This window comes from Rouxiella sp. Mn2063 (assembly GCF_049319665.1).
Taxonomy (GTDB): domain Bacteria; phylum Pseudomonadota; class Gammaproteobacteria; order Enterobacterales; family Enterobacteriaceae; genus JBMOUD01.
On the sequence record NZ_JBMOUD010000001.1, the window covers coordinates 689,482 to 710,017 of the forward strand.

Annotated in this window: 15 protein-coding genes; 9 read left to right on the forward strand and 6 right to left on the reverse strand. The window is 46.3% G+C overall.

Going from position 1 to position 20,536, the window contains the following annotated elements:
- Positions 1–20: 20 nt before the first annotated feature.
- The gene (gene ydgH, locus ACL9RG_RS02965; protein ID WP_422791062.1) at positions 21–995 is read right to left on the reverse strand and encodes a DUF1471 family protein YdgH; all 975 of its coding nucleotides are present in this window, start codon (positions 993–995) and stop codon (positions 21–23) included.
- Positions 996–1,521: 526 nt separating this feature from the next.
- On the opposite strand from ydgH, the gene pntA reads away from it, so the two are divergent.
- On the forward strand, positions 1,522–3,060 hold the full coding sequence (gene pntA, locus ACL9RG_RS02970; protein ID WP_422791063.1) for a Re/Si-specific NAD(P)(+) transhydrogenase subunit alpha: 1,539 nt from the start codon (positions 1,522–1,524) through the stop codon (positions 3,058–3,060).
- Between the two features lie 10 nt (positions 3,061–3,070).
- On the forward strand, positions 3,071–4,462 hold the full coding sequence (gene pntB / locus ACL9RG_RS02975) for a Re/Si-specific NAD(P)(+) transhydrogenase subunit beta (protein WP_422791064.1): 1,392 nt from the start codon (positions 3,071–3,073) through the stop codon (positions 4,460–4,462).
- A 113-nt stretch (positions 4,463–4,575) separates the two neighbouring features.
- On the opposite strand, the gene uspE is transcribed toward pntB, so the two are convergent.
- From uspE to ACL9RG_RS02990, 3 genes are all read right to left on the reverse strand, one after another.
- A complete protein-coding gene (gene uspE / locus ACL9RG_RS02980; RefSeq protein WP_422791065.1) occupies positions 4,576–5,523 on the reverse strand; it encodes a universal stress protein UspE in 948 nt (315 codons plus the stop codon).
- Between the two features lie 170 nt (positions 5,524–5,693).
- Positions 5,694–6,449: an FNR family transcription factor gene (locus ACL9RG_RS02985; RefSeq protein WP_422791066.1), complete on the reverse strand. Its 756-nt coding sequence runs from the start codon at positions 6,447–6,449 to the stop codon at positions 5,694–5,696.
- Positions 6,450–7,260: 811 nt separating this feature from the next.
- Positions 7,261–8,157: a LysR substrate-binding domain-containing protein gene (locus tag ACL9RG_RS02990; RefSeq protein ID WP_422791067.1), complete on the reverse strand. Its 897-nt coding sequence runs from the start codon at positions 8,155–8,157 to the stop codon at positions 7,261–7,263.
- A 188-nt stretch (positions 8,158–8,345) separates the two neighbouring features.
- On the opposite strand from ACL9RG_RS02990, the gene pvcA reads away from it, so the two are divergent.
- From pvcA to ACL9RG_RS03005, 3 genes are all read left to right on the forward strand, one after another.
- The gene (gene pvcA / locus ACL9RG_RS02995) at positions 8,346–9,311 is read left to right on the forward strand and encodes an L-tyrosine isonitrile synthase (RefSeq protein WP_422791068.1); all 966 of its coding nucleotides are present in this window, start codon (positions 8,346–8,348) and stop codon (positions 9,309–9,311) included.
- 89 nt (positions 9,312–9,400) lie between these two features.
- Positions 9,401–10,264 (forward strand): TauD/TfdA dioxygenase family protein, encoded by an 864-nt coding sequence (locus ACL9RG_RS03000; protein ID WP_422791069.1) that lies wholly within the window; start codon positions 9,401–9,403, stop codon positions 10,262–10,264.
- Positions 10,265–10,288: 24 nt separating this feature from the next.
- Positions 10,289–11,548 (forward strand): nucleotide disphospho-sugar-binding domain-containing protein, encoded by a 1,260-nt coding sequence (locus tag ACL9RG_RS03005; protein ID WP_422791180.1) that lies wholly within the window; start codon positions 10,289–10,291, stop codon positions 11,546–11,548.
- Positions 11,549–11,629: 81 nt separating this feature from the next.
- Here the strand turns inward: ACL9RG_RS03005 and ogt are convergent, their stop codons facing one another.
- Complete coding sequence (gene ogt, locus ACL9RG_RS03010; protein WP_422791070.1) at positions 11,630–12,196, reverse strand: methylated-DNA--[protein]-cysteine S-methyltransferase; 567 nt, start codon at positions 12,194–12,196, stop codon at positions 11,630–11,632.
- Positions 12,197–12,463: 267 nt separating this feature from the next.
- Between ogt and smrA the strand changes: the two genes are divergently transcribed.
- Together smrA and apbE are read left to right on the forward strand one after the other, a co-directional pair.
- Positions 12,464–13,036, forward strand: a complete 573-nt coding sequence (gene smrA, locus ACL9RG_RS03015; RefSeq protein ID WP_422791071.1) for a DNA endonuclease SmrA — start codon at positions 12,464–12,466, stop codon at positions 13,034–13,036.
- An 82-nt stretch (positions 13,037–13,118) separates the two neighbouring features.
- Positions 13,119–14,168: an FAD:protein FMN transferase ApbE gene (gene apbE / locus ACL9RG_RS03020; protein WP_422791072.1), complete on the forward strand. Its 1,050-nt coding sequence runs from the start codon at positions 13,119–13,121 to the stop codon at positions 14,166–14,168.
- 716 nt (positions 14,169–14,884) lie between these two features.
- Here the strand turns inward: apbE and glgX are convergent.
- Complete coding sequence (glgX, locus tag ACL9RG_RS03025; protein ID WP_422791073.1) at positions 14,885–17,140, reverse strand: glycogen debranching protein GlgX; 2,256 nt, start codon at positions 17,138–17,140, stop codon at positions 14,885–14,887.
- Between the two features lie 277 nt (positions 17,141–17,417).
- Here glgX and ACL9RG_RS03030 point away from each other — a divergent pair, with 277 nt between their 5' ends.
- A complete protein-coding gene (locus tag ACL9RG_RS03030) occupies positions 17,418–18,371 on the forward strand; it encodes an NAD(P)-dependent oxidoreductase (RefSeq protein ID WP_422791074.1) in 954 nt (317 codons plus the stop codon).
- 207 nt (positions 18,372–18,578) lie between these two features.
- Positions 18,579–19,538, forward strand: coding sequence for an HTH-type transcriptional regulator Cbl (gene cbl / locus ACL9RG_RS03035; protein ID WP_422791075.1), 960 nt, complete (start codon positions 18,579–18,581; stop codon positions 19,536–19,538).
- The last annotated feature ends 998 nt before the right edge of the window (positions 19,539–20,536 follow it).

Genomic DNA, 20,536 nt, shown 5'->3' on the forward strand with positions numbered 1-20,536 from the left:
GTATCCGAATATAACGGGTATTATTTGAATAGATCCGCGCTGACGGTCAGATTACCGCCGCTCATATTCTGCCATTGACGAGTAATGTGATAGAACTTGGCGCCTTTTGCTGCGGCACGTTTTGCCACTTCGTCAGAAACATCGGTCACGCTGTTGTAGTGGCCGGTGAAAGTAACAGAGTCAAATGGCGTCATCTGTGCTGCCGTCACATTGCTTAATTCTTCAATCTTGGTGCCGTCCGGCAGGGTAACGGAATAACGCTTACCGGTACTAGACTGCGTTTCGAAGAAGCGACCAACAGAGCGCGACGGGCTAGTTGAAGAGGCTACACCAGGAATTTCAACTTTCTTAGCTTCAGCACCACCAGCGGCCAAGGCCGCACGGCCTGCGTCAGAATCAGCGGGAATTAAATCTGGGCTCTGAACAACACGCTTTTTGGCATCATTTTTATAGATGAACGCGGTGATGTACTGATTGCCGCCGTTATTGGCATCTACCTGGCGCACAATAAAGAATGATGCTGCACCTTTAGCTTTAGCCGCTTTAGCGATGGCTTCTGCAACGTCCGGCTGGCTACGGAAGAAACCGCTAACGGTGACCGTATCGAAAGGCTCAAGGCTATAAGCCTCTTTCTCTGGTAACTGTTTGATACCACTTACGCCGTTAACATTGCTGCCTTTAGGTGTGGTATCGACTTCAGGTGCATCCTTATGATAGACATCAGCAACAACACGCCAGTTGCCGCTGCCATTGAGGCTGTTGCTATCCTGAATATAGAAATAGTCTGCGCCAATTTTATCTGCACGCTTAGATACTGCATCAGAAGCATCACCCAGATTGTTAAAGCGCCCAGTGACCACAATACGGTCAAAGGGTTTGATGCTAGCTGCTTTCTGAGGACTGATTTCCTCGGCGGCTTGGGCGCTCGCCAGCATAGACATTTGCGACACTAATACTACCAAGGCCGATGCAATGACCGTTTTCTTCAGCTTCATAAAAAATCCTTCACCTTGCGCAGAAATATGGAAACTTGCTGAATTATTGATGTGTAACAGGTTAGTCGCCGATTATTGCATGTAACAATGGCGAGTGTCTCAGTAATTTATATTAAAATTGATGTTGTTAACCGTTAGCCATATCACTTTATTTTCAGCAAATAACTTATATAAATTCGAGAGATAAGCTAAGTCTTTCAGTAAATGATGATTATTCACAGATTGAATGCTTTTAACACTATTTTCATTGAGTTGTTGTAGCAAGTGAAAATCAAAAGCGGCTACAAAATGATACAAAATAGTCGGGCAAATGTAAAATCAGCCAGGTTGCCCCAGGAATTGCTGTTAACGCCGCTTTTGATACCTCATATACCCCAGTTAATCGAATTTTAAATTTTATTGTAAATATATTCATTGAGTTATGTTTTGGGTGAGTGTGAATCTGTTCACGGATGAAGCCCAGTAGTCTGATCTGTTTAATTATCTCGTCGATAGCAAACATCATCAAAGAATGGGGAGGGATACAATGCGTATTGGTGTACCAAGAGAGCGTTTGGCAAATGAGGCACGTGTTGCCGCTACGCCGAAAACGGTAGAACAACTGTTGAAACTCGGTTTTACGGTAGTGATAGAACAAGATGCAGGCAAACTCGCCAGCTTTAATGATGCTGCATATGAGCAAGCCGGTGCCACTATCGCTAATCAGCAGGAGACCTGGCATTGCGATATTGTGTTGAAGGTCAATGCGCCGCAAGAAGATGAGGTGGCGTTATTGCAATCAGGCAGTACGCTGGTGAGTTTTGTCTGGCCCGCGCAAAATCCCGAACTACTTGAAGCACTATCACAACGTCATGTCACCGTCTTGGCAATGGACTCGGTGCCACGCATTTCACGAGCGCAATCAATGGATGCATTGAGCTCGATGGCAAATATTGCCGGCTATCGCGCTATTGTTGAGGCTGCGCATGAATTTGGTCGTTTCTTCACCGGACAAATTACCGCGGCCGGTAAAGTACCTCCAGCCAAAGTGATGATTATTGGTGCGGGAGTTGCGGGGTTAGCGGCTATTGGCGCGGCTGGTAGCCTTGGTGCTATCGTCCGGGCTTTTGATACCAGACCTGAAGTTAAAGAGCAGGTCCAGAGTATGGGGGCTGAATTCCTTGAGCTGGATTTTAAGGAGGAAGCGGGGAGCGGTGACGGATACGCTAAAGTCATGTCAGAGGCCTTTATACAGGCTGAAATGGCGCTCTTTGCTGCGCAGGCCGCTGAGGTTGATATCATCGTCACCACAGCACTTATTCCTGGTAAGCCTGCGCCAAAACTGATTACTCAGCAGATGGTTGAGTCTATGAAGCCGGGCAGCGTAATTGTCGACCTTGCCGCCGCCACTGGCGGTAATTGTGAGTTAACGGTCGCTGATACTGTCACTGAAACAGCAAACGGCGTGAAAATCATTGGTTACACCGATTTACCTAGCCGCTTGCCAACGCAGTCCTCGCAGCTTTATGGCACGAATCTTCTCAACCTTCTTAAACTCCTGTGCAAAGAAAAAAACGGTGAAATCGAAATTGATTTCGAAGATACCGTAGTGCGAGGCGTGACTGTTGTAAAAGAGGGCGAGGTTACCTGGCCTGCGCCACCTATCCAAGTTTCAGCTCAGCCGCAACAGGTCAACTCTACAGCACCAGCAGCACATACGGTGTCAGCGGAGAAAAAATCCTCCATGTCAGGGGCGCTGTTTGGTGGGTTGGTTATTGCTGTCTTACTGTTCTGCTGGTTGGCCAGCGTCGCGCCGAAAGAATTTCTATCTCACTTTACCGTTTTCGCTTTGGCCTGCGTGGTGGGTTATTACGTGGTATGGAACGTCAGCCACGCGCTGCATACGCCGCTGATGTCGGTAACTAATGCGATATCGGGGATCATTATTATTGGTGCTGTACTGCAAATCAGCCACGGTGGCTGGGTGAGCTTCCTGTCATTTATTGCCATATTGATCGCCAGCATCAACATCTTTGGTGGTTTTACCGTTACTCAGCGCATGCTGAAAATGTTCCGCAGGGATTGAGGAGGAGCTTATGTCTGAAGGTTTGGTTACTGCAGCCTATATTGTTGCTGCTATTTTGTTCATTTGCAGCCTGGCCGGTTTGTCAAAACATGAAACCTCTCGCCGTGGCAATATTTTTGGCATTACCGGAATGGCCTTGGCATTAATCGCCACCATGCTTGGGCCTGATGTTCATGATCTTGGATGGATACTTATTGCGATGGTGGCAGGTGGAGCTATTGGCATTCGCTTGGCGCGCAAAGTTGAAATGACGCAAATGCCAGAGTTGGTGGCTATTCTACATAGCTTTGTGGGTCTGGCAGCGGTATTGGTCGGGTTTAATAGCTATCTGGATCACGGTGTGACGCCGATGGATGCCGTGATGGAGAATATCCATCTGACAGAAATCTTCCTCGGTATCTTTATTGGGGCAGTGACTTTTACCGGTTCGATTGTCGCTTTCGGCAAACTGCGTGGCACATTTTCTTCTAAGCCGCTCACTTTGCCGCATCGTCATAAGCTCAACCTGGCGGCGTTGGTTCTCTCTTTCTTGTTGCTTGTGGCTTTTGTAAGAACCGAAAGTACCGTAACTCAAGCGTTTGCTTTACTGATTATGACATTGATAGCCTTAGCATTTGGTTGGCACTTAGTGTCATCTATCGGCGGTGCAGATATGCCGGTGGTGGTATCGATGCTGAACTCTTACTCGGGATGGGCAGCGGCAGCGGCAGGTTTCATGCTAAGCAACGATTTGTTGATCGTGACCGGTGCTTTGGTTGGTTCCTCGGGTGCTATTTTGTCATACATCATGTGCAAAGCGATGAACCGTTCGTTTGTCAGCGTTATTGCCGGTGGTTTTGGTACCGATGGTGTAACAACAGATACGAATCAGGAAGTCGGCGAATATCGTGAAACCAATGCTGAAGATGTAGCCGAAATGCTCAAAGGTGCTAGCTCGGTTATCATCACACCCGGTTATGGCATGGCGGTGGCACAGGCACAATATCCGGTACATGACATCACCGCCAAACTGCGGGCGAAAGGTATTAATGTCCGTTTTGGTATTCACCCAGTAGCAGGGCGCTTACCTGGTCATATGAACGTGCTATTAGCTGAAGCCAAAGTTCCTTACGACATCGTGTTGGAAATGGACGAGATCAACGATGACTTTAGCGATACCGATGTTGTGTTAGTCATTGGTGCTAACGACACCGTAAATCCTGCCGCGCAGGAAGACCCAAAGAGTCCTATTGCCGGAATGCCAGTGCTGGAAGTGTGGAAAGCGCATAATGTCATTGTCTTTAAGCGCTCAATGAATACGGGTTATGCTGGCGTGCAAAATCCGTTGTTCTTTAAAGAAAATACTCAGATGTTGTTTGGGGACGCGAAGGCTAGCGTAGAAGCTATTTTGCGTGCAATCTAGAAGAACATCTTGATTGTAGAACCTTAAATTCTGGCCAGTAAAAAGCCCATCTGATGATCATCAGATGGGCTTTTTCTTAACTAGAAATGTGTTGTAAATATAGGAATAAATTTTTATTGCCCTTCAGCTTCAATCGTAATCGGACACTCAAAATCATCAGGTTTGATCGCTAATAAATCGCACTTAAGATGATCGATAACCTGTTCGGCGGTGTTACCAAGGAAGGCGGCAGACAAACCTGTGCGACCAATAGTGCCCAATACAACCACGCCTGCTTGCAAGTGTTCGGCTAAATCAGGGATAACCTCTTCTGGCAACCCTTTGGCGACGTGAGTAAATTTTTCATCTAAATGGAATTTTTGTCGTAACGCTTTCATAGCAATCAAATGCTGACCGCGAATGGCATCGTTATAAACACTCGGATCAAAATCTGGCAACTCAATAGCAATATTGATAGGGGTAACCGGATAAGCGCCGATCAGATGAACTTCAGTCTGATTAACGTGTTCAGCCAACTCCAACGTTTCTTTCACCAGCTTAATGTTTAAAGGATCGTGATAGGGTTCTTCACTTGCCAGATTAACGGCAACCACAGCTTTGCCGCCCTCAGGCCAAGGTTGATCTTTAACCATCCATACTGGGCAAGGACATTTACGCAGCAAATTCCAATCGGTTGGTGTAAAGATAACCGATTCCAAACGGTCGTGCTGATGAGCCATCTTCAACAATAGGTCGTGTTGATAGGTGAGTACTTCATTAATCACCGATTCAACAGGTTTGTTGTGCCAAACCACTTTGATCTCAATTTCAATCCCAGCGTCAACGTAATAATGGCATTGCTCAGCAAGCCATGCTGCGCGTTGGCTGATTACACCTTGGCGCATTGCAGTACGCTCTTCAGGGGAGAGCATAGTGGTCATTTCGTAAGAGAAATCGTAAATCGGTAGAAAGGCCTTGATTCGGCCACCGTTGCGTTGCACCAGATACACCGCGCGACGTAATGCCGGTTGGTCATCTTGATTGGGGTCGATAGCTACCAGAAGGTTCTGATATTTAGCCATGGGGCCTCCGTAACACCTGGGATTGAACAGCGAATTAACCCAACATCCAAAACAGTGTAAGTGTAGAGTAAACCAAGTTTGGCAAGCAGAACAATCAGAATAATAGACAGATTTAACCGGATCAATAACCTCTCACTTTATTAATCCGGTAGGCAGGTTTGGCAAAAATTTTAGGATGCTAATGTAATGGTTTGTCCCGCGAGCAAAGAGAGTGCTGCGTGATCTTCGATAGTAATGTACTTACCTTTGACGCTTAAAATGGATGATTTTTGGAAGCGTCCTAACAAGCGGCTAATGGTTTCAACTGTTAATCCGAGGTAGTTACCAATATCACCACGAGTCATCGTCAGACGAAACTCACGCTGTGAGAAGCCTCGTTCAGCAAAACGTCGCGACAGATTAAAGATAAATGCTGCCAGGCGTTCTTCAGCATTCTTCTTGGAGAGCAACAAAATCATCTCTTGATCGTCTTTGATTTCGCCACTCATTAAACGCATCATTTGCTGACGTAATTTAGGCATTTTTCCTGAAAGGTCATCGACCGTTTCAAAAGGAATCTCACAAACCATTGATGTTTCAAGTGCTTGAGCAAAGCTAGGGTGTTGCAGCGCGCTAATCGCATCGAAACCCACGAGGTCGCCCGCTAAATGAAAGCCGGTGATCTGCTCATCACCTTGTTCGGTGATCGTGTAACTTTTGATGGTACCAGAGCGGATAGCATACAGAGATTTTAGTGAATCTCCGGCTTTAAACAGAGCCTGGCCCTTTTGAATTGGCTTTTTCCGTTCAATGATATTATCCAGCTGATCAAGTTCATGCTCATCAAGCGTAAACGGGATACATAGCTGACTAATACTGCAGTCCTGGCAGTGGATCGCACAACCACCAGATTGGATACGTCGAATAATACGTTTTTCCGGAATCATAAGGGTTCTCTCTTCCAATATTGACTTGCATCAATTTTAACATATTTTGAAGAATCTGATAAGGGTGCTTGTTATTATAATTTTGCGATTTATAACGCATTAGTCTGTAAACATTTTTTTAATTATAAAAAAAAACTCACCCACTTTGTAAAGCCGTTGCCTCATTACCAATTGTTAGGTAGGCGAATTTGCGGGCATTTTACATCATACTTGAGATAAATATACTTTCATTTCAAGGTATTGATGCTTTAAGTGGCGCTGTTTTACAAAAAAATCTTTTTATACAGTACATTAGTACATTGCAACCACGTGCGGCGTTGAATTGTTGACGTAATGTTGTGCGTAATAGTGAATTGTGAACAGATGATTTTTATTACCAAAAAATTTCCCTAGTAACGGATACGCAAGCTGATTCTCATTTCAATAAAAAAGAAAAAGTACCAAAAGTATGACTGCGGAAAATTATTTCACGCATTAAAGTCCCGAACGTTATTATTTTCTTTTTTAAGTTGAAGTAATAATGAGCTGATCATGCTTTTATCATATTATTTTATTTTTACAGGGAGCCTTCTCCATTTAATTTAAGACATGAAGAGTAATAGGCGATGTCTCATATAATAATTCGGTGATTGTTTATGCTTTTTAAATTTTTTAATCACCCTGAACTTAACAGTCCCATGGGTAGCGTGTATGTTTGTGCATGTTTTTTTATTTGCATATGGAAATAGTTGGTGCAGCTAAGAGACGTCTGCTTAATTGCTTTTTTATTTTTTAAGGATAAATCTTATTCCAATTAAAATGATTTTTGGGGCTAGTTTATCTTCTTTAGGTAGATCTTTATGTGTTCCAGAAGACGACGAACCTTAAGTGGCTGCATGTCACGTCTGGGCATAATGGCATAGCAATTAATATCGGGTAAGCGCCAGGCAGGCAATATTTCTACTAACTCTCCAGTTTCTAATTCTTGAGCAACCTCTGCAAAAAAATTGCGGATTATCCCTCGGCCCGTAAGTGCTAATTCTTTCATCGCCATACCATTATTGGTGAATAAACGGCCATTTAAGCGCAGACGGTGTTCATCACCATTATCATTGTTTAGACGAATAAATTGCGGTGTGCCCAGAGGTGTGAGAATTATCCACTGATGATTGAGTAGCGATTGTGGTGTATCAGGTATTCCATAGCAGGCAAGATAAGCTGGCGAAGCACAGAGTACTTCACGGCATTGTGCTATTCGAGTAGAGACATAACTCGAGTCTGTTAGCACGCCGCCGCGAATAGCTAGGTCAATACGCTGATTAATCAAGTCTATTCGTTCATCATCCACCTCCAGGCGTAGCGTGATTTGTGGGTGTTCATCCAGAAAACTCTGCAATGCCGGAAGTAGATAGTGGGCGGCGAAAGGTGTTGATGTCGCGATGCGTAATTCTCCAACCAATTCTCCGCGCAACGCCGCTATTCGTTGTTCACCTCGTTCTGCCGCATGAGTCATCAATAGGCAATCTTCATAAAAAGACACGCCTGCTTCCGTTAAATTAAGTGAGCGTGTGGAACGTAATAGCAATTGAATACCCAGATGAGTCTCCAAATGGCGGATATGCTGGCTTACTGCAGAGGTAGTAATTCCTAATTCTTTAGCGGCAATACTGAATGCTCCGCAGTCGACAACTTTAGAAAATATGGCCATACGTTTAAGAATATTATTCATAGATTATTAAGTATAACTTAACCAAGATTGTAAATTAAATGGACTAATAATATAGCATCGTCTCATCTATATTGTCTGAGCTATGTAATTGGCAGGGTAATAATAATTTCATTCTCGTTATATCTATTTTAAATAAGCATTATTATTTTATCGAAAAATCCTAAGCCATATCTTAACAGGAGTTAATTATGGATAGTGTCTATATCGAAGAAACATCCTCAAAAATTCTTTATGAGTTAATGCAATACCGTCGTCGATTCCCTGGGGTAGAAACATCCATTACTGAAGAAGAACAGCAAGTCATCGCAGTACAATTACCGCGCATTCGGTCTTTTATTGAAAATAACCAACGTATCGAATTCGTATTGCCGGCATTTCCAACTAAATCACCAAATAGTAATAAAGTGATTGGAACAATACCCGATATGGCTGAGCGCCTATCCCTTATATTCCTCAATTCTCTTTGTCAGCGGATCCAGCTTTATTATCCGCCGGGTGCGCACATCATGATTTGCTCTGATGGGCATGTTTTCGCCGATCTTATCTTGGTCAACGATGAAACGATTAACCGTTATCAAGTGGAAATTGAAAATCTGCTGCATGAACTCGGCGCGACACATTTGAGTGTGTTCAATCTTGGCGATGTAAAAGGCCTGGCTGAGCATACTGACGATTATGACTTATTGCGCAAAATTTTGGTTGAAAGCTATGCCGAATCAGAAGCCGCTATTAAAGAGCAATTGCTCCAGGACGAGCAAGGATTGCAATTGTACCGCGCGATTACCCGTTTTCTCTATGAGGACAGCCAGCAGCCCGGCTACAGCGGTTCGAATGCAGCATTACAGAAAGATGCTAAACAACGTGCCTGTGGCGTGATTCAACGCAGCTGGGCTTGGGGCAATTTATTGGCGCAGCATTTCCCCGCGGCAATCCGTTTGTCTATCCACCCGCAACCGGCGGATAGTTTGAAAATGGGTATTCATATGATGCCAACTAAAGATGATTGGCTGACTCCGTGGCACGGTGTTGCTGCCAAACTCAACGGGCAGTTTGTATTGATGAAGCGTAAAGATGCTCAGCAGCACGCGGGTGAATTGGTTGAGATCCGCGGCACACCCAGCCATTACCTGATCGAAGGGGCACAGACCGCCTGATATTGCCTATTACGCCTGTCAATTTGTCAGGCGTCTTTTGATAACTACGACGCTGTGTGAGCGCAAACTCGCTACAAGGAGAATAACTAATGAGTCACCCACAACTTAATTGCCAGATTACTCTAAACACGCCTTTTGGCGCCGTGTTAACGCCGCAGTTTGCCGGACAGCAAATCAGCGACCTGTCGGTTACGGCCTTGCGAGCATTGGCACAACAGCACCATTTATTGGTATTGCGTGGTTTTAGCTCAGGTTTTAGCGATGAGCAGCGCTTAACCCGTTACGCTGAGCAGTGGGGCGAGATCATGATGTGGCCGTTCGGTGCGGTTCTGGATGTGAAAGAACACCCAGATGCTAAAGATCATATTTTTGATAGCAGTTACGTACCGTTGCATTGGGATGGCATGTACAAACCGACGATCCCTGAGTTTCAACTGTTCCACTGCGTTGCTGCGCCTGAGCAAGATGAAGGAGGGCGTACGACATTTGTTGATACGACTCGCGTATTGGCACACGTGGATGACGAGTTATTAACGAAGTGGAAAGCCGTATCTATTACTTATCGCATTAAACAAGTGGTGCACTACGGCGGCAAAGTGTGTTCACCGTTGGTGGTTGAGCACCCAAGCGGTGAAGGGAGCATCATGCGTTATAACGAGCCGCCGACAGAAGGTAAGAAATTCCTCAATAAACATGAGCTTGAATACCATGGCATCCCGCCAGAGCAGGAAGAAGCTTTCCACGATAACTTGCAACAGCATCTCTATGATCCACGCCATTATTATGCCCATCAATGGCAGCAAGGAGATGTTGTCATAGCCGATAACTTCTCACTATTGCATGGACGAGAGGGGTTTACTGCTCGCTCAGCTCGCCACCTACAGCGCGTACATATCCAAAGCAACCCGACACACGCCAATTTGGCATTACAACCGGCTAGCGAAGAGGCTTAACAGATAACTATGGCCAATATATTGATGGCAGCAGTGGCAACCCCCGGCCACATTTTTCCGATACTCGACATTGGCAAATATCTGGTTGCCCAAGGACATCAAGTCACGGTGTTAACGGGGGAATTGTTTCGCGAAAGAAGCGAAACAATAGGTGCAAAGTTTGTGCCTTTCGATGCGCGAGTTGATTTTGATTATCGCCATCTGGAAGAGCATTTCCCACAGCGCGCAGCATTACCACCGGGTAATGCGCAAATGGCGCTGGCGTTGAAAGATTTTTTTGCAGCTCCGATCCCCTTGTTGCATCAGCAATTGCTTGCGGTGATTAAGGCCGAAGCTATTGATGTCGTGATCATTGAAAACGGTTTTTACGGTGTGTTGCCGTTACTGCAATTGAAAGAGCGCCCGGTGGTCTTCGGTGTCGGTGTGACACCGCTGCCATATTCGTCTCGTGATTCTGTTTTTTACGGGCCGCGTATTGCTCCCGCACTTTTGCCCTATGACTTGAGCCGCGAGCAACTCGTCGATAAAGAAACACAAACGCTGATTGATGAGGTGCAGCAGAGCTTCAATGTTGCGTTGGAGCTATCCGGTGGTTCGGCATTACGTTTACCTTTTACCGATGCCTTAATTGCCGGTTGCGACAGTTTCTTCCAATTGTCGACTGCCGCGCTGGAATATGCGCGTGACGATTTGCCGCAGAATCTGCATTTTATCGGCGCACTGAAGGGCAGTGGAAAATCAGTGGTGCGGAATATTGGCTGGGATCAATCAGACTCGCGCCCGCTCGTGGTGGTGACGCAAGGCACCATCGCAAACGTCGATTTTAATCAGTTGATTATTCCAACGCTCAACGCATTAGCGCAACTGCCGGTGCGGATATTGGTTACCACGGGAGGCAGAGAAGTCGATGGACTGATAGATAAGCTGCCCGCCAATGCGAAAGTACAGCAGTTTATCTCCTTTGATGACTGGTTCGGGCAGGCTTCACTGTTTATTACTAACGGTGGTTACGGCACGATCAACCAAGCACTCGAATACGGCGTGCCATTGATTATTGCCGGCGTTGGGGAGGATAAACAGGAGGCGGCGATGCGTATCGTTGCTGCGGGATGCGGTATTAATCTGCGCACCAGTTATCCGAGTGAAGCTCAGTTGTTAGAGGCGGCCACTCGTATACTGCAACAACCTAGCTATCGGCAAAGAGCTGAGCTAATACAAGCCGACTACGCTCGCCACGATCCTTTGGCGACAATTGCGGCTGATGTGTTGGCTTTCACCCGCTAAGCTTTTTTGGAATGCCTAAGGTGCCGTTCGCGGCACCTTTTTTATGGTGAGTAAGAGGCACAAACCGTAGAGCAATTAACGCTATAGCAGCAGTTGCAGATAGCCTTCATGCTGCAATAACCAGCGTTTGCGATCGACACCTCCAGCATAACCGGTCAGTGCGCCATTACTGCCAATGACACGATGGCAGGGCACCACAATACTAATTGGATTGGAGCCATCCGCCAGGCCAACCGCTCGCGCAGCACCTGGGTTACCTAAACGGCTGGCCATTTCACCGTAAGACATCACTTCACCGCAAGGAATTGTGCGCAGCATCGCCCAGACACTGCGTTGAAACTCGGTGCCGGCAGTGGCTACCGCAATGTTATCAATACTGTGCAAATCTCCGGCAAAATAATTGACGATTGCCTGACGCAATGTTTCTGGAACCGCCTGTTGTTGCAGCGTGAATCCTGCCTTGGATGAGGCGTTACTTTTCGCCGCGCCTTCCGTGCTGTAATCAGGCCCATAGTGTTGGGCAAGTAACTTGAGTAAGCGGGCGTGATAATCGAGCCATTCTAATGCGCGAAGATTGCCTTGCGTATCGGCAATAATTTCTAATTCGCCGAGCGGAGTCGTGATGATTTCACTGATTAATTTCAACATGCGATGGTTCCTGCAACGGGTCGGATAAGAGCGACTAGATTATGACATGTCATTTTCTTCCCCCCTATGAAAATAACCCCAAAGAATAAAAATGCCGCCTCGGTAAGGTATGGCACCCTTAGTGAAACAAAAGTCGTACGCCGTTTTGATTTGCGCCTAACTTTCCTTAAAATACTCATACAGACAGAGTACCGTTTGGTAAGGCACCATCATACCCGTGCCGCTAACTGGGTAAGAGGCTGAGTAGCATTAATGTCAGGAGATACGATGAACAGTAATGATGATGACGATCTCTTTAGCCAAGAGATGGCAGGCGTACAACCGCTGGCGAATCAAGATAAAGTCGTGTACCTGAAAACGCAGTCAAACGTGACGAAAGTGCCAGCAGAAGACGAGATTGCTGAAATCGAGAATATTCTGACCACGGATTTTCTAGAGGTTATCGATTTTGCACAGCCGCTGGATTACAAACAATCTGGGGTGCAACAGGGCGTGCTCGATAAATTACGTCAAGGTAAATATCCTCTGCAAGCGAGTCTTAATCTGCTGCGTAAACCGGTCGAACAGTGCCGGCAGGAGCTGTTTGTTTTTGTCACTGAGGCCCAACGGCATAATTTGCGCACATTATTGATCATCCATGGACGAGGTAAAGACAACCTAAGCCATGCCAACATTATTCGTAGCTATGTTGCCAAATGGCTCAAGCAACTCGACGAGATACAAGCGTTTAGCGTTGCCGTTCAGCGCGATGGCGGAGCGGGTGCCTGCTATGTTGCCTTGAAAAAATCGGCACAAGCCAAGCAGGAAAACTGGGAGCGCCATGCGAAGCATAGTCGTTAATGCCCGGTTTAAGCGCGGTTGTTTACTCTCATCTCCACTATTTTTTAGAACAATTGAGCTATTTGCTAAGTGAGTTTTACCCATGTTAGTCAGTCGTTATTCTTTGCGCAGTGCGTTGATTCTTTGCTGTGCAGGCCTGCTTGCGGCCTGTGGACCTGCTGATAAGCAACAGGTTTCGGTCATTAGTGGCAAAACCATGGGCACCTATTATCGGGTTAGCGTATTGGGTGCCAGCAAATCTCAAGAAGCAGAACTGCGTGAAAAAATAGAAAGCCAGTTAAAAGAAGACGATCACCAGCTTTCTACCTATAAAGACGATTCGGTTCTGTCGCGTTTTAATCAATATACTGGCAGCGAACCGCAACCGATCAGTCAGGGCATGGCCGATGCGATCACCACCTCACTGCGTATTGGGCGTTTAACCGATGGGGCAATGGATATTACTGTCGGCCCATTGGTGAATTTATGGGGGTTTGGCCCAACTAAGCAGCCAGTAAAAATGCCAACACAAGAACAAATCGACGCTGCCAAGAAGCTCGATGGTTTGCAGCATCTTAAAGTGATCGAGCAAAGTGACGGCACGTACCTGCAAAAAGATTTGCCGGGTCTTTACGTTGACCTTTCTACCGTTGGCGAAGGTTACGCGACCGACCACCTGGCTCGTTTAGTTGAAGGTATGGGATTCAGCGATTATCTGGTATCGGTTGGTGGAGCGGTTGTCTCGCGTGGATACAATGAAAAAGGCCGCCCGTGGCAGGTTGCGATTCAAAAACCAACGGATAAAGAGAACGCGGTGCAAGCGATTGTCGATCTGCAAGGGATGGGCATCAGTACCTCCGGCAGCTACCGCAACTATTACGAACTCGACGGCGTGCGTTTGTCGCACATCATCGACCCTAAAACCGGACGGCCTATCCAGCATAAACTGGTTTCTGCAACGGTCATCGCCTCAACTGCATTAGAAGCCGACGGTTGGGATACTGGCCTGATGGTACTCGGCGAGAAAAAAGCTATGGCATTAGCCGAACAGCAGCATCTGGCAGTGTATTTGATTATGAAAACCCCGGATGGTTTTCAGGCGTATATGACACCACAATTTAAGACTTACATACGGAAAGCGGATCAAGGCTAGATCGAGCCTTGGGGCGATTAAATTTTGGAAATTTAATAAATTTAGAAATTTTAGAACGGTGAGTTTTTCGGTTTCTCAAATACGGTGTTTAATTTGGCACTCGTGCCGAAACCGAGTAAAGGGATGTAGGGCGCATCCCTTTACAATCCCGCGCTTTTTCATGGTGTTATATCGAATTTCAATTAGGCTATGTTTCAGATGTCTCCGCGACAGGCGCAAATGTCGCTGCTCCGCAGTCCCTTCAATCGGGATTCGGACTCGCTCAATAAACACTTCGCGATTTCTCACCACTCCTTCAGCGTCATTTCGAGCGCGCCACCTAGCTTTTTTAACGTCAAAAGCAAAAATGCCTTTGCCTTTGCCTTTGCCTTTGAACTTGACCTTAAAAGCCGCTAAGCGCACTCAAAATTTCACCGGCAAGTGGTGAGAGACAATAGTTTTATCATTGACTCGAATCCCGTAGCCGGGCATCCCGTAGGGATGAAATTTGCGCTATCACAGAAGCCGCTGAAACATGGCCTCCGCTGGATCGGGTGCTAATGTATTGAAAGGGCTGGAGATCCATAAGAGGAAAGCCCCTTTTCCTCTTATGTCGGTTCGGTCGACAACCTGACATTGAAAACTGCATTTGAAGAACCGAAAAATTCACAGTCCTATTTTCTAAAATCCCCGCGTTGATTCGAACGCATTTCGATCGAAAAGTTGCCTCGTGCTCATCAACTAATGAGCTCAAACAACACCACAGTCCTTGAGGTGCAGATATATTCCTTCCCAAAGTCAAAATCATGCTCGTTGATATCATCAGGCTGGAAAGTATCAAGAATGTGTCGCCAGCTTTTGCCATGTGCCACTGAGGGCAGAGTAAAAACTACATCTTCGTGCGAGGCGTTGAAGAGTAAAAGTACGGTGCTTAGCGATCCAAAACGTACGAGTCCGGTGGGCTGTGCGCGGCCATCGAGCAGCATCGCGATGCTCTTGGCATTCGCATCGCTCCACGCATCGTCTGTCATCTCGTGACCTTGCGGGTGGAACCAACTGACATCTTTCACCTTCAGCTTTTCATTTTCTACACCGGTAAGGAATCGACCGCTGTGCAGAATAGGGAAGCGCTTTCTCAGCTCAATTAAGCGATAGGTAAACAGTAACAATGATTTACCATGGTCGCCAATTTGCCAGTCAACCCAGGCAATATCTGTATCCTGACAATATGCATTGTTGTTGCCTTGCTGACTACGAGCAAATTCGTCACCGGCCAGTAACATTGGCGTGCCCTGAGAAAAGAACAGCGTTGCCAGCATATTGCGCATTTGTCGCAGGCGTAGCTCATTGATAGAGGGATCGTCCGTTAAACCTTCGGCACCATAATTGGCAGAGATATTGTTATCGCTGCCGTCCTGATTATCCTCACCGTTAGCCTCATTATGTTTGTTTTCATACGAGACTAAATCTTTCAGCGTGAATCCGTCGTGCGCAGTAATAAAATTGACTGAAGCATAGGGTTTGCGGCCACGATGATGAAAGATATCGGCAGAACCGGACAAGCGGGTGACAAACTGCGCCAACTGGCCTTCATCGCCACGCCAAAACTTACGCACTGAATCGCGATAGCGATCGTTCCATTCAGCCCAACCGGGAGGAAAACCGCCTACCTGGTAACCGCCCGGGCCACAATCCCAAGGCTCAGCAATTAATTTGCATTGACTGAGTATGGGGTCCTGACGGCAGGTATCCAAAAAACCGCCGCCTTCATCAAAGCCGTAGCTCTCGCGGCCTAAAATGGTGGCTAAATCGAAACGGAAACCATCAACCTGCATCTCAGTCGCCCAATATCTTAGCGAGTCTGTCACCATCTGTAGTACGCGTGGATGGCTTAAATTGAGCGTGTTTCCAGTACCAGTATCGTTGATGTAATAACGTTTATTTTCAGGCATTAACCGGTAATAACTGGCGTTATCAATTCCTTTGAACGACAGCGTTGGCCCCAATTCATTGCCTTCTGCCGTGTGGTTATAAACCACATCTAAAATTACCTCGATTTGCGCCGCATGCAGAGTGGCAATCATCTGCTTAAACTCGTTAACAGTGTGCGTGGCCATATATTGCGGATGCGGAGCAAAGAAGCTCAGCGTGTTATAGCCCCAAAAGTTGTGCAAACCTTTTTCTTGCAGATATCGGTCATCGGTAAAGGAATGAATGGGCATCAGTTCTATCGAGGTCACGCCAAGCGATTTAATATAATCGACAATTTGTGGCGTGCTCAGGCCCGAAAACGTGCCGCGCATATGTTCGGGTACCGCAGGATGGCGCATGGTGTAACCGCGAACATGGGTTTCATAAATTAGCGTATCGCCCCACGGGATATGGTTTTTCCTGGATCGCGCCCATGAAAATGCGGGATCAATCACACGGCATTTCGGCAAGAATGAGGCACTATCGCGGGTGTCGATATGCAGGTCTTTTTTATCGCTATGTAAATCATAAGAGTACAGCGCATCGTCCCAAATTAACTCACCAATTATCTGTTTGGCATAAGGGTCAAGCAGGAGTTTATCAGGGTTAAAACGATGTCCATCATGTGGCGCGTAAGGGCCATGAACCCGATAACCATAAAGTAACCCTGGCCGGGCATCAGGCAGATAACCATGCCATATCTCATCGGTATATTCTGGCAACTCAATCCGGTCTGTCTCTTCACCCTCATCGTTAAACAGGCAAAGCTCAACTTTGGTGGCATTAGCGGAAAACAGTGCAAAATTAACGCCTAAACCGTCCCATGTTGCACCCAGCGGGTAGGGTAAGCCTTCGCGAACTCGAGTCTTATGGCTTTCATCAAAATTCTTTACGATTTCGCCTTCGCTGTAGTGATGAATGAAGCGCACGCCTTGAGAGTCGACGGCAACACCTACAGGAAGCGACCCTACGTCCGATGCAGGCGTGAACAAAAGAGGATTATTTGATGGTGCTTTATCCATTACAAGTATCTCCGAAAGAGTCAACGGTCTGGACTTAAGCGCGGATGTCCGCTTTAGAAGTGTAGACCCGCTTGGCGCTGGCCTAACGGTATCTAAGCGATAGCCTTAAAAGCGTGTCGTGCTGTGTTAATAAAACCCTGTCTTACACAATCGCGTACGACAAAACTTGGTACAACGAAAACCTGTACAACGACTACCGGTTCAATGATAGTTAACGGCCTGCTCACATACAGGTACCCCTATAAATTCAACTGCTCAATATATCTTAGGAGTTGTGATGAAAATTGCCTTACTGAGTCATGTCGAACTCGAGGCTGGCTATCCAGAAAAATTTGCTCAGGCAGGATTTGATATTGTTTTCGCGACCACACCAGCACAGCGGGCAGAGTTGGATGCTAATACCGCAGCGCGAGTTAAAGCGGTGCTTACCATTGGCGTGATTGGTCTGAGCGCGGCGGAGATAGCCGCATTACCCGCACTGGAAATGATTTGTGCGCAGGGCGTGGGTTATGAGCGTATCGATCTTGACGCCGCTAAGCAGCGTAACATTACCGTAACGAATGGGCCGGGTACGAACAATGTTTCGGTGGCCGACCACACATTGGCACTGATGCTGGCCATCACCCGTAACATTGCCTGGCTGGACACCAGAACGCGTCAAGGAGAATGGACCCGCTCACGATTGGTACCGCCAGCAATGACAGGTAAAAAACTAGGGATTATTGGTTTAGGAAATATTGGTGGCCTTATTGCCGAGCGCTGCGTTGGGGGCTTTTCAATGCAAGTCGGATACTTTAACCGTCGCCCACTTGAGTTATCTGAACATCGTGACTGGCGCTATTTTCCCGATGCGCTCTCTTTAGCCGAATGGGCAGATTATTTGGTGGTGGCAACGCCAGGCGGTAAGGAAACGTTGAAACTGGTTGATGCGGCAGTATTGAAAGCACTGGGGCCAAAAGGGTACTTAATCAACATTTCACGTGGTAGCAACGTTGATAATCAGGCGCTAATTCATAGTTTGCAGCAACGAGAAATTGCCGGGGCTGCGTTGGATGTCGTGGATGGTGAACCGCAGGTGCCCGCTGAAATGATTGCCCTGACAGACAACTTGATCCTTACTCCGCATCTGGCCGGACGTTCACCGGAATCCATTGCTAACATGATGCATCTTGTTTTAGAGAATTTACAGGCGTACTTTAATCAGCAGCCGGTGTTGACACCTGTTGCCTAATAATGAGAGTCACCGCGACCTGTTTCACGCTGATTTTTAATGAAACAGGTCGGTTTTATCTCTCATATATCACGCGTCCTGCCTCTTGAAATTGCTCTCAAATTTCTCTTTAGTCGAAAAATGCATAAGTAACCGCTTTTATTTATTTCTACAACGGCAACTCTGGCGGTAACAATAGGTGACAGGCATAACACAGAGGTAGGTACGGTGAATTTCCAACAGCTAAAAATTATTCGCGAATCAGCGCGATGCAACTACAACCTGACGGAAGTTTCCAATATGTTGTTCACGTCACAATCGGGCGTGAGTCGGCATATCCGTGAGCTAGAAGATGAACTTGGCGTCGAAATTTTTATCCGCCGCGGCAAGCGTTTACTTGGCCTGACAGAACCTGGCAAGGAATTACTGGCAGTTGCCGAGCGTATTCTTAACGAAGCACAGAACATTCGCCGGTTGGCTGATATTTTCTCCAAAGAAGATGCCGGAGTACTCACCATTGCGACAACGCATACGCAGGCTCGCTATAGCTTGCCATCGGTGATTAAAGAATTCCGTGCTATTTATCCGGCAGTACGTTTGGAGTTACATCAAGGTTCGCCGCAGGAAGTGCTCTCTATGCTGCTCGGCGGCCAGGTCGATGTGGCCATTGCCAGCGAGCAGCTAATCAACGATCCGTCGGTGGCAGCCTTTCCATATTATCGCTGGCACCACGCGATTTTATTACCGCAAGACCATCCATTGAATCAACAGCAGCCGATTACGTTGCAACAGTTAAGTGAACATTCGCTGATCACCTATCGCCAAGGGATCACCGGGCGCTCTCGCATTGATGATGCGTTCTCTCGGGCAGGGTTGAATCCTGATATTGTATTAAGTGCCCAAGATTCTGATGTAATTAAAACTTACGTGGAATTAGGTTTAGGCGTCGGGATACTTGCCGACCAAGCCTTTGATCAGGCACGCGATACTGGTTTGAACTTGATCAGTGCAGAACATTTATTTGAATCGAATACTGTTTGGCTTGGTTTGAAACGCGCACAGTTACAACGTAACTATGTGTGGCGCTTTATTGAGCTCTGTAATCCAAGTCTGTCGATCAATGAGATCAAAGACAAAGTGTTTGCTGAGGCAACGCCAGAAGAACCGGTTATTGATTACCAGATATGAGGCCAGACCGGGCTTGTTGCGGTTTCTTCGCCAGAAGGGCTGGAACGGGGTCGGTTTTCCGAAAACCGAGAAAAGGGTTCGGTTTGGGAAACCGAAGAAAGGTATTTTTCAATACGGTGAATATTTCGGTTTATTAAGATCGGTGATTATCTCAACCTTACAGCCGAAACCGAGTAAAGGGATGTAGGCGCATCCCTTTACAATCCCGCGCCTTTTCATGGTGTGATATCGGACTTTAATTAGGCTATGTTTCAGGCGCTACGGTGACAGGCGCAAATGTCGCTGCTCCGCAGTGCCTTCAGTCGGGATTCGGACTCGCTCAATAAAGACTTCGCGATTCCTCACCACTTCTTCAGCGCCATTTCGAGCGCGCCTTGCTGGTTATTTAAATTCAACGGCTAAACTGCCTTTGTTTTTATCGTTGCTAAGACACGTATTTTGAGTATTCAATAGACAAATGAACTTTGCATAATAAAAGATGGCGCGTCACTATTGATATCAATGTTATGCATTGAAAATTATAGTTATTTTTTATGGCGAGGCAACGTTGCCTCTTCTTTTTAATAGTATCAAGGATGGTCAGAGATGGATTTTATAAGGCGAATTATTAGAGGATATCAACTTTCTTTTGATGCCTATGGGCAAGATACTAAACTGGATTATGCATTATTGGCGGCTTTTCAGATGTTATGGTATTCGTTGTATTTTTTTGCTTTATCAAAAAATTCATTATCTATATTGCTCACATTGGTATTTATCGTGCCTTTGATTTCCAGCAGCATTCGCTGTCTAAATTACCTTGGGCGAAGTCGAATGGTTGCTATTCTTTGGCTTCCAGCACCTTATTTTATGGTAATAATTCCATTATTTCTTAGAAAAAAATCGTGAATTTTTTTTGTTTTTTGCGCTGTTCGGGGTGTTTTCACAAAATTTCGGCTCATTATTGGACCATGTAAAGTCACAAAACAACTGTTTTAGATGTTTTTAAAAGCCGCTAA